The organism is Luteimonas sp. 8-5, from assembly GCF_029763755.1.
In the GTDB taxonomy this organism is placed as follows: Bacteria; Pseudomonadota; Gammaproteobacteria; order Xanthomonadales; family Xanthomonadaceae; genus Cognatiluteimonas.
Genome location: NZ_JARUVM010000011.1, coordinates 1 through 14,684 on the forward strand (window position 1 = coordinate 1; position 14,684 = coordinate 14,684).

At 69.4% G+C, this 14,684-nt stretch carries 13 protein-coding genes and 1 pseudogene; 11 read left to right on the top strand and 3 right to left on the bottom strand.

Annotated elements, in window-relative coordinates:
- The 6 genes from QAA18_RS02285 to yeiP all read left to right on the top strand — a co-directional run.
- On the top strand, positions 1-462 hold a 462-nt coding region (locus QAA18_RS02285), incomplete at its 5' end, for a biotin/lipoyl-containing protein (RefSeq protein WP_343226731.1).
- Between the two features lie 7 nt (positions 463-469).
- Complete coding sequence (locus QAA18_RS02290; RefSeq protein ID WP_279410719.1) at positions 470-1,381, top strand: hydroxymethylglutaryl-CoA lyase; 912 nt, start codon at positions 470-472, stop codon at positions 1,379-1,381.
- Between the two features lie 35 nt (positions 1,382-1,416).
- Positions 1,417-3,951 carry an EAL domain-containing protein gene (locus tag QAA18_RS02295; RefSeq protein WP_279410703.1) on the top strand — a complete coding sequence of 845 codons (2,535 nt, stop codon included), beginning with the start codon at positions 1,417-1,419 and terminating at the stop codon, positions 3,949-3,951.
- Between the two features lie 7 nt (positions 3,952-3,958).
- Positions 3,959-4,450 (top strand): GNAT family N-acetyltransferase, encoded by a 492-nt coding sequence (locus tag QAA18_RS02300; protein WP_279410705.1) that lies wholly within the window; start codon positions 3,959-3,961, stop codon positions 4,448-4,450.
- Between the two features lie 32 nt (positions 4,451-4,482).
- Positions 4,483-5,253 carry an SDR family NAD(P)-dependent oxidoreductase gene (locus QAA18_RS02305; protein WP_279410707.1) on the top strand — a complete coding sequence of 257 codons (771 nt, stop codon included), beginning with the start codon at positions 4,483-4,485 and terminating at the stop codon, positions 5,251-5,253.
- Between the two features lie 39 nt (positions 5,254-5,292).
- The gene (yeiP, locus tag QAA18_RS02310; protein ID WP_279410709.1) at positions 5,293-5,859 is read left to right on the top strand and encodes an elongation factor P-like protein YeiP; all 567 of its coding nucleotides are present in this window, start codon (positions 5,293-5,295) and stop codon (positions 5,857-5,859) included.
- 34 nt (positions 5,860-5,893) lie between these two features.
- Here the strand turns inward: yeiP and QAA18_RS02315 are convergent, their stop codons facing one another.
- Both QAA18_RS02315 and QAA18_RS02320 read right to left on the bottom strand, forming a co-directional pair.
- Positions 5,894-6,472 (bottom strand): NUDIX hydrolase, encoded by a 579-nt coding sequence (locus tag QAA18_RS02315; protein ID WP_279410710.1) that lies wholly within the window; start codon positions 6,470-6,472, stop codon positions 5,894-5,896.
- A complete protein-coding gene (locus QAA18_RS02320; protein ID WP_279410712.1) occupies positions 6,459-7,928 on the bottom strand; it encodes an alanine/glycine:cation symporter family protein in 1,470 nt (489 codons plus the stop codon). Before QAA18_RS02320 ends, QAA18_RS02315 begins: the two co-directional genes overlap by 14 nt.
- A 190-nt stretch (positions 7,929-8,118) precedes the next feature.
- Here QAA18_RS02320 and QAA18_RS02325 point away from each other — a divergent pair, with 190 nt between their 5' ends.
- From QAA18_RS02325 to mtnC, 5 genes are read left to right on the top strand one after another with little or no spacing between them, the layout of a single operon-like run.
- Positions 8,119-9,591 (top strand): amino acid permease, encoded by a 1,473-nt coding sequence (locus tag QAA18_RS02325; RefSeq protein ID WP_279410713.1) that lies wholly within the window; start codon positions 8,119-8,121, stop codon positions 9,589-9,591.
- 9 nt (positions 9,592-9,600) lie between these two features.
- Positions 9,601-10,881 (top strand): amino acid permease, encoded by a 1,281-nt coding sequence (locus QAA18_RS02330; protein WP_279410714.1) that lies wholly within the window; start codon positions 9,601-9,603, stop codon positions 10,879-10,881.
- Between the two features lie 10 nt (positions 10,882-10,891).
- Entirely contained in the window at positions 10,892-11,548 is a 657-nt protein-coding gene (locus tag QAA18_RS02335) for a methylthioribulose 1-phosphate dehydratase (RefSeq protein WP_279410715.1), read from the top strand.
- Between the two features lie 26 nt (positions 11,549-11,574).
- On the top strand, positions 11,575-12,120 hold the full coding sequence (locus tag QAA18_RS02340) for an acireductone dioxygenase (RefSeq protein WP_279410720.1): 546 nt from the start codon (positions 11,575-11,577) through the stop codon (positions 12,118-12,120).
- 5 nt (positions 12,121-12,125) lie between these two features.
- Entirely contained in the window at positions 12,126-12,824 is a 699-nt protein-coding gene (gene mtnC / locus QAA18_RS02345; protein ID WP_279410717.1) for an acireductone synthase, read from the top strand.
- Positions 12,825-13,098: 274 nt separating this feature from the next.
- On the opposite strand, the pseudogene QAA18_RS02350 reads toward mtnC, so the two are convergent.
- Positions 13,099-14,597 (bottom strand): annotated as a pseudogene (locus tag QAA18_RS02350) (calcineurin-like phosphoesterase C-terminal domain-containing protein).
- Positions 14,598-14,684 lie beyond the last annotated feature (87 nt).

Consider the following 14,684-nt stretch of genomic DNA (forward strand, 5'->3'; position numbering starts at 1 on the left):
CGCCTCCACGCCGAGGCCCTGGGCAGCGGTGGCGACTACACGGTCGCCGTGGCCGGGAGCGAGGCGGTCCAGGTGTCCGCCGCGCGGCTGGCCGATGGCGTGCTTTCGGCCCGTTTCAATGGAGATGCACACCGGTTCCTGGTGCATGGGGAGCCTGGACGGCTGCTCGTCCACGACGGCACGCGCCGCCTGCAACTGGAGCCTGTCGAGGTGTATCGTCGGGACAGCGACGCTTCGGCCGAGCAGGACGACCAGCTCAGGGCACCCATGCCCGGGCGCGTGGTGGTGGTCCGGGCGGCCCAGGGGGACAAGGTCGTGGCTGGGCAGGAACTGGTGGTGGTGGAAGCGATGAAGATGGAGCTCGCGCTCAAGGCGCCGCGCGACGGCGTGGTGGCGAGCGTGTCGGCCGCGGCCGGCGACTTCGTCGAGGCCGACGCCGTCCTGGTGGCGCTGGAGCGTTGACATGGCCATGCCTGCCAGCGTCCGCATCGTCGAAGTCGGCCCGCGCGACGGGTTGCAGAACGAGAAGTCCATCATCCCCACGGCCGCGAAGGTCGAACTGATCGATCGCCTCTCGGCGACCGGCCTGCGCTGCATCGAGGCCACCAGCTTCGTCAGTCCCAAATGGGTGCCGCAACTGGCCGATGCCGCCGAGGTCATGGCTGCGATCGAGCGCCGGCCCGGAGTCCGCTACCCGGTGCTGGTGCCGAACCTGCAGGGCTATGAACGCGCGCGTGCCGCCGGTGCGACCGACATCGCGGTGTTCACCGCCGCGTCCGAGGCCTTCAACCGCCGCAACACCAACGCGGGCATCGACGAATCGCTGGCGCGTTTCGCCCCGGTGATGGAGCGCGCGCGCGCCGACGGCGTGGCCGTGCGCGGTTACGTCTCCACGGTCCTCGGCTGCCCCTACCAGGGCGAGGTGCCGCTGGCCGACGTGGTGCGCGTTTCCCGCGCGCTGCACGCCATGGGCTGCTTCGAAGTGTCGCTGGGCGACACCATCGGCGTCGGCACGCCGGGCAAGGCGCGCGCCATGCTGCGCGCGGTCGCCGCGGAAGTGCCGATGCAGGCGCTGGCCGTGCATTTCCACGACACCTACGGGCAGGCGCTGGCGAACCTGCTCGCCTGCCTGGAGGAAGGCGTGGCCGTGGTCGACTCCTCGGTGTCGGGGACCGGGGGCTGTCCGTATGCGGCCGGCGCCAGCGGCAACGTCGCCAGCGAAGACGTGGCCTACATGCTCCATGGCCTGGGCATCGAAACCGGCATCGACCTCGATCGCCTGGTCGACACCGGCCGCTGGCTGGCCGCCCTGCTCGGCCGCGCCAGCGGCAGCAAGGTGACCCAGGCGTTGCCCCGCGGACAGGGAGCCGCCGTCGCGTGAACCAGGACGCCCCCCGGCAGGTCCCTCCGCCATCCATGCAGATGGATGCCGAGGACACGCTGGCCGAACTGCTGGGCTGCCTGGCCGATCCCACCCTGAAACCCGAGCATCGCGATGCCCTGCAACGCGCATGCGACGCGTTGCAGGTGGCGCAGGCCGTGGCGACCGCCGAACGCCATCGTTACCGGGCGCTGTTCGACGCCGTGCCCGACCCGGTCAGCGTCATCGCCTGGGACGGCACCGTGCTCGACCTCAACAGCGCCGGCATCGCCGCCTACAGGCGCCCGCGCCACGAGATCGTCGGCCAGCCCATCCACGTGCTCAATCCCGAACTGCCGCGCGACCACATGCGCCCGGTGTACGACGCGCTCAGCCGCGGCGGCACCTACGTGATCGAAGTCACCAACATGCGCAGCGACGGCACGCGCTTCCCCGTGGAGGTGCACTCGGCCAACTTCGAGTTCGAGGGCCAGCCTTGCCTGGTGGCGGTGGCGCGCGACCTCAGCCGGCGCGCCGAGGCCGAGCTGCGCTACCGCGAGCTGATGGGGGTGGTCGACAAGGGCATCGTGGTGCGCGGTTCCGGCGGCGAGATCGTCTACGCCAACGCTGCGGCGATCCGCATGCTCAACGTCGAATCGGGACTGAGCCTGGACGAGGAAATGCAGCCGGGCCGCTGGAAGATCATCGACGAGAACGGCCGCGAACTGGAACGCGACGAGCTGCCCGCCATGCGCGCACTGCGCACCGGCGCGATCGTCGACAACACGGTGCTGGGCTACTACAACCTGCGCCTGCGCAAGCTGACCTGGCTGGCGGTCACCGCCGTGCCGCAGTTCGCGCCGGACGCCGACATCCCGCACCAGGTGCTGTCGCTGTTCACCGACGTCACCGAGCTAAAGCGCGACAGCGATTTGTTCGACCGGGTCCAGGCGCTGGCCCACATCGGCGGCTGGCAGTGGGACGCCGGGCGCGACCGCCTGCACCTGAGCGAGGAGGCGCTGCGCATCCTGGGGCTGCACGCCACGCCGCCGACCATGGAGGCCGCGCTCGAGGTGCTGGTGCCCAACGACCGGTTGCGCGCGCGCGCCGCGCTGGAGCGTACGCTCGAGTCCGGTACCGGCTTCGACCTGGAGCTGCAGGGTCGCCGCGGCGACGAGCTGCTCTGGGTGCGCGCGATCGGCGAGGCGGTCGGCGGCAATGCGCTGGCGATGCACCTCACCGGCACGCTGCAGGACATCACCGAGCGCAAGCGCGCCGAAGAGGCGCTGCGGGTGCAGGCACGGACCGATCCGCTCACCGGCCTGCTCAACCGCGACGCGATCCTCGGCGAGCTGGCCGAGTGGCTGGACGATCCGGCGATGTCGCAGGTGGCGGTGCTGTACATCGACCTGGACCGCTTCAAGGTGGTCAACGACGTGCTCGGCCACGGCGCCGGCGACGAGCTGCTGATCTCGGCGGCGCGCAGGATCGCGCGCGCGGTGCGCGACGAAGGCCTGATCGCCCGCTTCGGCGGCGACGAGTTCCTGGTGGTGTGCGGCATCGGCGACGACAGCAGCCGCCCGGAGCGCATCGCCGACGCGATCCTGGACGCCTTCGGCGACAGCTTCCGCTTCGACAACGAGGAGTTCGCGATCACCGCCAGCATCGGCATCGCGCGCACGCCGGCCGACGGCGACGCGGTGCAGGCGCTGATCCAGAACGCCGATACGGCGATGTACGATTCCAAGCGCCGCATCCGCAACGGGTGGCAGGCGTACAGCCCGGCCCTGGCGCATTCGCAGCAGGAGCGGCATCGGGTCGAGGCGCACCTGCGCCGCGCCGCCGAGAACAACGAGTTCCACCTGGTCTACCAGCCGCAGGTGGACCTGGCCTCGGGCCGTGTGGTCGCCGCCGAGGCGCTGATCCGCTGGGAGAACGACCAGTTGGGCGAAATGCGCCCGGACCACTTCATCGCCCACGCCGAGATCACCGGCGACATCGTGCGCATCGGCGGCTGGGTGCTGCGCGAGGCCTGCCGCCAGGTGCGGCAGTGGGTCGACGACGGCCGCGGCCCGATCCGCGTCGCGGTCAACGTGTCCTACCGGCAATTCCTGGGCGACGACCTGGCCGGCACGGTGCGCGGCCTGCTGCACGAGTTCGGCCTGCCCGGCGCCGCGCTGGAACTGGAGTTCACCGAACGCGTGCTGATCGAGGACGCGCCCGACACCCAGCGCACCTTCGCCGCGCTGCGCGACCTCGGGGTGATGCTCACCATCGACGATTTCGGCGAAGGCTACAGCGCGCTCAACTACCTGCGGCGCCTGCCGATCCACGGCCTCAAGCTCAGCCATATGTTCCTGCAGGGCGTGCCGCACAACGAGTCGGACGTGGCGGTGTGCCAGGCCGTCTGCGGCATCGCCCGCAGCCTCGGTCTCTCGCTGGTGGCCGAAGGCGTGGAGCACGAAGCGCAGCGTCGGTTCCTGCTGGAGCTCGGGGTCAGGACCGGACAGGGCTTCCTGTTCGCGCCGGGACTTTCGCCGCTGGAATTCCGCGAACGCCTGGGGCAGGCTTTCTTTCCCCGCACCGCCTGAGGCGACGATGCACGCAGCATCCTGGAACATCCGGCCGATCGAGGCCGGCGACGATGCCGCGATGGCAAGCATCATCCGCACCGTCATGCCCGAGTTCGGCGCCTGCGGCAGCGGCTTCGCGATCAACGACCCCGAGGTGGACTGGATGAGCCGGGCGTACGCGCAGCCGCGCAGCGCCTACTTCGTGCTCGAGCGCGGGGGCGTGGTCGTGGGCGGCGGCGGCATGGCGCCGCTGGAAGGCGGCGACGCCGACACCTGCGAGTTGCGCAAGATGTACTTCCTGGCCGAAGCCCGCGGGCTGGGCGCCGGCAGCGCGATGATGGCCCGCTGCCTGGAGGCGGCGCGCGCGGCCGGGTTCCGCCGCTGCTACCTGGAAACCCTGGCCGGCATGGACGCGGCCATGAAGCTCTACGAGCGCAGCGGCTTCAGGCGCATCCCCGGCCCGATGGGCGCCACCGGCCACGGCGGCTGCAATACGTTCTACCTGCTCGCCCTGTAAAATCCGCCCTTTCCGTTCCAGGGCGTCCCTCCATGCAACTCCAAGCCACCCGCGCCATCGTTACCGGCGGCGTCTCCGGCCTCGGCCTCGCCGTGGCCCGCCACCTGGTCGCCAATGGCGGCAAGGTCGCGCTGTTCGACCTCAACGACGACAAGGGCGCCGCCGCCATCGCCGAACTGGGCGACGACAAGGCCCGCTACTTCCGCACCGACGTCAGCGACGAGGCCGGCGTGGTGGCCAACGTCGCCGCCGCGCGCGAGTTCCTCGGCGGGCTCAACGTGGCGGTCAACTGCGCGGGCATCCTCGGCGCCGGCCGCGTGCTGGGCAAGGAAGGCCCCATGCCGCTGTCGCAGTTCCAGGCCACGGTGATGGTCAACCTGGTCGGCAGCTTCAACGTCGCCAAGGCCGCCGCCGCGCTGATGCAGTCCAACGAGGCGGGCGAGGACGGCGAACGCGGCGTCATCGTCAACACCGCCTCGGTCGCGGCCTACGAAGGCCAGATCGGCCAGGCCGCCTACTCCGCCTCCAAGGGCGGCGTGGTCGGCATGACCCTGCCGATGGCGCGCGAACTGGCCCGCTTCGGCATCCGGGTGATGACCGTCGCCCCGGGCGTGTTCTGGACCCCGATGGTCGACGGCATGCCCGAGTCCGTGCAGCAGTCGCTGGCCGCCACCATCCCGTTCCCCTCGCGCCTGGGCAAGGCCGAGGAGTTCGCCGACCTGGTCGCCTACATCCTGCGCAACACCTACCTCAATGGCGAAACCATCCGCCTCGACGGCGCCACCCGCCTCGCGCCGAAATAACCCGCCATTCCCCTCATTCCCTTTATTCCCCTCATTCCCATGAAAGCTTTCGACATCAAGAAGGGCAACGTCGTCGAACACAACGGTACCGTGTACCAGGTGCGCGACATCGAACGCAGTTCCCCGCAGGGTCGCGGCGGCAACGTCAAGTTCCGCTTCACCATGTACTCGGTGCCTGGCGGCAACAAGTTCGACCTGAGCCTGGGCGGCGACGACGAACTCAGGGAAGTCGAGTTGAGCCGGCGCCAGGCCACCTATTCCTACCGCGACGGCGACGCGTTCGTGTTCCTCGACGACGAGGACTACACGCCCTACACCCTGGACGCGGACATGGTCGGCGACGCCGCCGGCTACATCGTCGACGACCTGTCGGGCTGCTACGTGCAGATCATCGACGACATGCCGGTGGGCCTGCAGCTGCCGACCACGGTGGCGATCGAGGTGGTCGAGACGCCGCCCGAGCTCAAGGGTGGCACCGCCACCAAGCGCCCGAAGCCGGCGCGGCTGTCGACCGGCATCGAGATCCAGGTGCCCGAGTACATCGCCAACGGCGAGCGGGTCCTGGTCAACACCACTACCGGCGAATTCAGCGGTCGCGCCGACTGACAAAAAGGGGACGGAGGTAATTAAGCGCGAGCGCTTAATTACCTCCGTCCCCTTTTTGTTTTTTGAGCCATTTTTGCGCCATGCGGCGGACCGATGCGTCCGCCGCCTCGTCGCCCGCCAGTTCGGCGATGTCGCGCCAGGCCAGCGCGTGCGATTCCTCGCTCACCACGAAGTCTTCGTCCTCGCCTGCGCGCACGATGTAGCGCACGTCGTAGTGCCAGTGCGCCGGCACGCCCTTGTGTTCCGGGATCCAGTGCCGGTCCAGGTCGAAGATGCCCGCCTCGATCCGGAGCCCGCGCAGGCCGGTTTCCTCTTCGGCCTCCTTCAGCGCCGCGCGCGGAAGCTCGGTGTCGCCGTCGGCGTGCCCGCCGGGTTGCAGCCAAAGGCCGAGCTTGCGGTGGTGGGTGAGCAGCGTGCGCACGCCATCGGCGGCAACCACCCACGCCGAAGCGGTGAAGTGGCCGGCCAGGCGTTCGCGCCGGAACGGAAGCGCCGGCTCGATGGCCGGCGCTTCGCCCAACAGTGCCTCGAACAGCGCCACGACGGGCGCTTCGTCCGGCCAGCGCTGACGGTATTCCGCCAGCGCCGTGACGAGGGAGCTATCCGTTGGCATCGCTTCCCGGCTGCTTGCGGGCCCGGTCGCTCCAGAACGTGGCGTGGCGGATGCCCAGCGCTTCCGGATCGAAGCTGAGCGGGCCGCCGGCCTTGCGCTGCCGCTCGTAGTCGCGCAGCGCCGCCAGTGCGGGCTTCTGCAGGATCACGATCGCGATCAGGTTCAGCCACGCCATCAGGCCGACGCCGATGTCGCCGAAGCCCCAGGCGGCGCTGGTGGTGCGCAGTACGCCCCACACCACCGCGGCCAGGATCACCACGCGCAGTAGCTGGATCAGCCACGGACGGTGCACCTTGCGGTTGATGTAGGCGACGTTGGTCTCGGCCATGTAGTAGTACGTGACCAGCGTGGTGAACACGAAGAACAGCACCGCGATCGCCACAAAACCAGCACCCCAACCCGGCAGCGCCGAATCGACAGCGGCCTGCGGGAAGTCCGGCCCGGCCACCGCGCCCGGCAGCGCCTGGTACAGGAAGCCGCCGGCCACCGCCGGATCCGGGATGTTGTACATGCCGGTGGACAGGATCATGAAGGCGGTGGCGCTGCACACCAACAGCGTGTCGACATAGACCGCGAAAGCCTGCACGAAACCCTGCTGCGCCGGGTGCGCCACTTCCGCCGCCGCGGCGGAGTGCGGGCCCGTGCCCTGGCCCGCTTCGTTGGAGTAGACGCCGCGCTTGACGCCCCACTCGATCGCCAGGCCGACCATCGCGCCGAAGCCCGCGTCGACCCCGAAGGCGCTGCCGATCACCATCTGGAACATCGCCGGCAGGCGCTCGGCGTTGAGCGCCATCAGCACCACCGCGACGATGATGTAGGCCACCGCCATGAACGGCACCACCACCTCGGCGAAGGTCGCGATGCGCTTGACGCCGCCGTAGATGATCAGCCCGAGGCCCACCGTGATCACCGCAGCCAGCGCCAGCGGCGGAACCTCGAACGCGTTGACCATGCTCTCGGACAGGGTGTTGATCTGCACGATCGGCAGCAGGAAGCCGCAGGCGATGATGGTCACCGCCGCGAAGATCCACGCGTACCACTTCTGCCCCATCGCCTTTTCGATGTAGTACGCCGGGCCGCCGCGGTACTGGCCGTTGTCGTCGCGCTCCTTGTAGATCTGCGCCAGGGTGCACTCGACGTACGAAGTCGAGGCGCCCAGGAAGGCCATCACCCACATCCAGAACACCGCGCCCGGACCGCCGAAGGCGATGGCGGTGGCGACGCCGGCGATGTTGCCGGTGCCCACGCGCCCGGCCAGCGACATGGCCAGCGCCTGGAACGAGGACACGCCGGAACTCGACGACTTGTTGTTGACCATCAGGCGCAGCATCTCGGGGAGGCCGCGCACCTGCATGAACCGCGTGCGGATGGAGAAGTACAAACCGAGCGCCAGGCACAGGTAGATCAGTGCCGGACTCCAGATGACTGCGTTGATTGCGTTGAGGGTCTCTTCCAAGACGGCCGCTCCCCGGCGGAAAATGAGTCGTGAGCCTAGCAGCCGGGGGCGCGGGCGCGAACCCCATGAACGTGGCGTTCGCCGCCGCCCCTGCCATTGGTCATGCCTTGCCCCTCGATTCGGCGCTGGGGTAAGGTGCTCCGTCGCCTGTCGCGCGTTGCGGCGGGCCGGGGCCAATACGGGGAATCCGATGTTCAAGAACCTGCTCAGGACCAAGCCCATCGCGCCCGCCGGGCACGTGGACGCCGGCGAACCCTTCGAGGGCTCGCTCGACGGCGAAGTCGGGCTGAAGCGCACGCTCACCGGCACCCAGCTGATCCTCCTGGGCATCGGCGCCGTCATCGGCGCGGGCATCTTCGTGCTCACCGGCCAGGCGGCCGCCGAATACGCCGGCCCCGCGGTGATGCTGAGCTTCGTCCTGGCGGGCATCGCCTGTGCCTTCGCCGGCCTTTGCTACGCCGAGTTCGCGGCCATGCTGCCGGTCTCGGGCAGCGCGTACTCCTATTCATATGCCACCCTGGGCGAAGGCGTGGCCTGGTTCATCGGCTGGTGCCTGGTGCTGGAGTACCTGTTCGCCGCCTCCACCGTGGCGGTCGGCTGGTCCGGCTACCTCAATGCCTTCCTCGGCAACTTCAACGCGCAGCTGCCCGATGCCCTGGCCAGCGCGCCCTACGTCTACGAGGCGGCCACCGGCAAGTTCGTCGGCACCGGCGCGATCGTGAACCTGCCGGCGGTGCTGATCATCGCCGCGGTGAGCATCGTCGGCTACGTCGGCATCAGCCAGTCGGCGTTCGTGAACTCGATCATCGTCGCGGTCAAGGTCACCGTGATCCTGTTGTTCATCGGCTTCGGCCTGCAGTACGTCGACCCGTCGAACTGGGAACCCTTCATCCCGGCCAACGAGGGCGGCACCCGCTACGGCATGGACGGCGTGATCCGCGCCTCGGCCGTGGTGTTCTTCGCCTACATCGGCTTCGACGCGGTCTCGACCGCGGCGGGCGAAGCGAAGAACCCGCAGCGCGACATGCCGATCGGCATCCTCGGCTCGCTGGCCATCTGCACCGTGCTCTACATCCTGATGAGCGCCGTGCTCACCGGCATGATGCCGTACGGCCAGCTGGGCACCGCCGAGCCGGTGTCGACCGCGCTGATCAACTACCCGTCGCTGGGCTGGTTGCAGACTCTGGTGGAGATCGCGGCACTCGCCGGCCTGGCCTCGGTGATCCTGGTGATGCTGATGGCGCAGCCGCGCATCTTCTACTCGATGTCGCACGACGGCCTGATGCCGAAGCTGTTCGGCAAGGTCCACCGCAAGTACCGCACCCCGCATGTGGGCACCGTGATCGTCGGCATCGTCGCGGCCCTGCTCGCGGGCCTGCTGCCGGTCGGCGTCCTCGGCGACATCGTGTCGATGGGCACCCTGCTGGCCTTCGCCACGGTGAGCATCGGCGTGCTGATCCTGCGCTATACCCGCCCGTCGGTGCCGCGTCCGTTCCGGGTGCCGATGGCGATCGTGATCTGCCCGCTGGGCTTCGTCTCGTGCCTCTATCTGTTCTGGCAGCCGTTCAAGGAACACTGGCACCTGCTGGGCGGCTGGATCGTGCTCGGCGCGATCATCTACCTGGCCTACGGCTACCGCCACAGCAAGCTGCGCGCCAACTGACGCACCGCGATGCAGACACGCAAGATCGGTCCCGTGCTGGCGACCTTCGTGGTCGCCAACAACATGATCGGCTCGGGGTTCTTCCTGCTCCCGGCCAGCCTTGCCGCCTCCGGCGCCATCACCGCCTTCAGCTGGATCGCCGGCACCCTGCTGGCGCTGGTCCTGGGCGGGGCGTTCGCGCGCCTGGCACGCGACTACCCTGACCTGTCCTCGGCCGACGACTACGTCCGGCCGGCACTCGGCCGCGACGCGAGCTTCCTGGCCTCGACCCTGTACTGGGCGTCGTCGTGGATCGGCAACAACGCGATCGCGGTCGCCGCCTTCGGCTACCTGGTGACCCTGCTGCCGCTGGACGGCAACGACCCGCACGTGCAGGTCGCCGGCCAGATCGTGCTGATCTGGGCGATGTTCGCGATCAACCTGCTCGGCCCCAAGCCGGTGGCGAAGTTCCAGTCGCTGTGCGTGGTGTTCGGCCTGGCGCCGGTGGCGATGGTGCTGATGTTCGGCTGGGGCAGCTTCGACCGCGGCATCTACGAGGCGGCCTGGAACGTGTCCGGCCAATCGGATGCGGCGGTGGTGTTCGGTTCGCTGGCGCCGGTGTTCTGGGCCTTCGTCGGCCTGGAAACGGGCGCGATGATCGCCGGCCTGGTGCGCGACCCCGATCGCGACGTCCCGGTGGCCACCCTCGGCGGCGTGCTGATCGCCGGCATCGTCTACATCGTCTCCTCGGTGCTGGTGATGGGCATAGTGCCGGCGGCGGAACTGGAAGCGTCCAGCGCACCGTTCGCGCTCGTGGCCGCGAAGATCTTCGGGCCGTGGGCGGCGGTGGCCATCGCCGCGGCCGCTGCGCTGAAGGCAACGGGCACCCTGGGCGGCTGGATGCTGGTCACCGGCGAGACCGGTGCCCGCGCCGCGCAGCACGGCTTCCTGCCGGCGATCTTCGGCCGCCTCAACCGCCGCGGCGCGGCGGCGTGGGGCTTGCTGATCATCGCCTCGGCGATGTCGGTGATCGCCGTGATCACCCTCGCGCCGCGGGTCTCCGAGCAGTTCGGCACCATCATCAACGTGGTGGTCAACCTGGTCGTGCTGGCCTATGCGGCAGCGGGCCTGAGCCTGGTGGTCGGCACGCGCGAGCGCCGGCCGTCCGGCCGCGACCGCCTGCTCGGCATCGGCGCGCTGGTGGCCTGCGTGCTGCTGTTCGCCTCGACGTCGGTGGCGACGATGCTCGGCTCGGTCGGGGTCGCGGTGCTGGCCTGGGTTCTTTACCGGATCTTCGGCCGCCGGCGCTAAACTGGGCGGCATGAACGCCGCCCTTCCCGACCGAAATACGCCGTACGACCCGCAGGCCCTGCGGCACCTGGCCGGCGAAATCATCACCAACGTGCGCGAGCTGGCACTGGCGGGCTGGACCCCGGCCACCAGCAGCAACTTCTCGCGCCGGCTCGACGCGCAACATGCCGCGATCACCGTCTCCGGCCGCGACAAGGGCAAGCTGACGGAACACGACATCATGGTCGTCGACTTCGATGGCCGCGCGGTCGGCAGCGACCACCGCCCTTCCGCCGAAACCCTGCTGCACACCCAGCTTTATCGGCGCTTCACCGAAATCGGCTGCGTGCTGCACACCCATTCGCAGGTGCAGACCGTCGCCTCGCGCCTGTACGCCGGCGCGGGCCATGTGCGCCTGGAAGGTTACGAGCTGCTCAAGGCCTTCAACGGCAACACCACCCACGAGGTCGCCATCGACCTGCCGGTATTGCCCAACACCCAGGACATGCCGGCGCTGGCCGCGCAGGTCGACGCGTTGCTCGACGCGCAATGCATGTGGGGCTACCTGATCGACGGCCACGGCCTGTACGCCTGGGGCCGGGACATGGCCGAGGCGCGCCGCCACCTGGAGGCCTTCGAATTCCTGCTGGGTTGCGAACTTGAACTGAGGAAACTCGGATGTCGTTGAGCAAGCAGTCGTTGAACGAACAGCGGGTGAGCCGCCTGCGAATCTTCGCCGAGGACCATCCGGACGAGCCGCTGCTGGCCACCACCGACCGCGCCGAAATGACGCGCGAGCTGGGCGCGATCGGCGTGACCCTCGAACAGTGGGAAGCCGCACAACCGGTCGCGCCGGGTGCTTCGCAGGAGGAAGTCTTCGCCGCCTACCGCGCCGACATCGACCGGCTGGTCGCCGAGCGCGGCTTCCGCAGCGTCGACGTGGCCAGCATCGGTCCGGACAACCCCAAGCGCGAGGAAATGCGCGCCAAGTTCCTGGACGAACACTTCCACAAGGAAGACGAAGTGCGCTTCTTCGTCGCCGGCTCGGGCCTGTTCACGCTGCACGTCGACGGCAAGGTCTACGAGGTGCTGTGCACCCAGGGCGACCTGATCGCGGTGCCCGACTCGACGAAGCACTGGTTCGACATGGGCCCGGAGCCCAGCTTCGTGGCGATCCGCTTCTTCACCGAGCCCGACGGCTGGGTCGGCCACTTCACCGGCACCGACATCGCCGGCCGCTTTCCGCGTTACGGCGGGTGAACGGCATGCCGACGACGATCCTCACCGACATCGAAGGCACGACGAGCAGCATCGCGTTCGTGAAGGACGTGCTGTTCCCGTACGCGCGGGGCGCCCTGCCCGGCTTCGTACGCGAGCATGGCAACACGCCCGAGGTGCGGCGCTGGCTGGACATGGTGGCCGTCGAGCATGGCGCGATGTGCGACGACGCGATGGTGGTCGAGACCCTGCAGGGCTGGATCGACGAGGACCGCAAGCACACCGCGCTCAAGGCGCTGCAGGGAATGATGTGGCGCGAAGGCTACCTGCGCGGCGAACTCGAGGCCGACATCTATCCCGACGCCGTCGCCGGCCTGCGTCGCTGGCACCAGGCCGGCCACCGCCTGGCGGTGTATTCCTCCGGTTCGGTGCCGGCGCAGCAACTGTTGTTCGCGCATACCGGAGCCGGCGACCTGTCGTCGCTGTTCGACGCGTGGTTCGACACCGAGGTCGGGCACAAGCGCGAGGCCGGCAGCTACGCGACCATCGCCGGGAAGCTGGGCCGGGACGCTGCCGACATCGTGTTCCTGTCGGACGTCGTCGCCGAACTCGACGCCGCCCGCCAGGCCGGCATGCGCACGGTGCTGCTCGATCGCCGCGAGGACTATCCGCTGCCGCGCGACGAGGTCGACGCCAACGGCCATCCCCGCGCCGAATCCTTCGACGCCATCGACCCCCTCCTGTAGGAGCGGCGGCAGCCGCGATCTCCTCGCGCGCTTACGCTGCGCGAAGCAAGAGCGAACCGCCCGCTCACGAGCGGGGCGCCGAGGAATGGCCTTGCCCAAGCGGGTGGATCGATGCTTCGGCCGCGAGGGTGCTCCGGGCGTCGCGGGAAAGGTGGTGCGCTTTGGCGAAATCAAGGCGGAGGCCGGGCCGCAGGCCCGGCCGGGGGACATTCGCCAAAGCGGACCGCCTTTCCAGCGTAAGCACGCGTGATACCTTCGCGCGCGAGGCGCGCTCTTACGGGGGGTCGGCGAGGCGGTAGGTGGTGGTGGCGGATTGCTCGCCGCGCCAGGGATCCTGGTAACGGACCTCGACGGCGTGCTCGCCGACGGCAAGATCGGTGGGCAGCGTCCCGCGCCACAGATGCCGCGACGGCTCCGCCTCAGGCGAACGATCCCAGCCGCGCAGCGCCTCGGCCTCGTCGTCGCGCACGTTCTCGGCCAGCACCCGCGGGTCGGCCTGCAGCACCTTGCGCATCGGCGACCATGGGCCGCCGTCGACGCGGTACTCGACCACGCTGTCGTCCATGCCCATGTAGACGTTGGCGTAGACGCCGAAGGCCGGATACGCGCCGCGGCGCAGGACCTTCGGCGCGTGCAGGCCAATGGTGGCGTCCGAAGGATCGCGGGCGTTGTGCCAGGTCAGCGCGTACTGTCCGCCGGGCTGCACCCGCAGGCGAGCGTAGCCGTTGGGCGTGCCGTCTGCCATGGTCGCGTCGGGGACGCCTGAGGCATCCTCCACGCCGGACCAGAACGCGCCGCAGGCCGCGCCGACGTTGTATTCGTGCAGGGGCCTGTCGCCGTGCCAGCCGGCGTCGGCATCGTGGAACACGTGCATCTGCTTGTGGGTGTGGCCGCTGAGCAGCAGCACGTGGGGGAAGTCGCGCAGCAGGGCGAACAGGCGTTCGCGATCGGCGCTGCGCATCTGGAAGAACGGGATGTGCGCGGCGACCACCAGCAACCCTGTTTTGTCCACGGTCGGCAGGTAGGCCTCGAGGAAGGCGAACTGGTCCTCGCGCAGGCCGCCGACATAGGCGGGGCGTTGCCCGGGCGCCGCGACGACGTCGTCCAGGCCGATGAAGCTCGCGCCCGCTTCCTCCCATGCCACGGTGTCGGGGCCGAAGACGCGATGGAAGGTCGCCAGCGTTGCGGCGTCGTCCACAGCACCGCGTCGAGGTCGTGGTTGCCCGCGATGTGCAGCCAGGGCACGCCCAGCGAAGTGGTGACGGCATTGATCGCCGGGTACAGCGAAAGCTCGTCGTCGACGATGTCGCCCATCGTCAGCCCGAGCGCTGCCGTCGTCCCCTGCAGGGGCTCGACGATGTCGGTGTAGTAGTCGTCGACGTCCACCAGCGATGCGACCTGCGGATCGGTGAACAGCAGGACTTCGAGCGGGCTGGTGGCATCGCGCGAGGGAGACAGCGCGATGTCGAAGCGCTCGCCGGAATCGGCGGCCTGCCAGAACGCAGGCAATCCGTCGGCGCGACGCCCGAATCCGCGGTCCGCGGGCTTGATCGCGAAGACGATGTCGCCGGCCTGCGCGGCGATTTCGTAGCTGCCGTCCGCACCGCTGGATGCGATGGCGCGGCCGTTGGAGACCCTGATCCCGGCAATCCCCTGCTCGCCGGCCTCGCGGATGCCGTTGGCGTTGGCGTCCTCGAACACGACGCCCGACACCGTCCCGGCCACGGCCGGCGCGGCCAGCAGCAGGCACAGCCACGGCACCAGGAAGCGCATCAGGTCGCCGCCTGCCCGGCCGCCAGGACGCTGCCGTCGGCGACCATCGCGACGGCCTCGCGCACGTCGCCGTCCAGCGCGCGATCG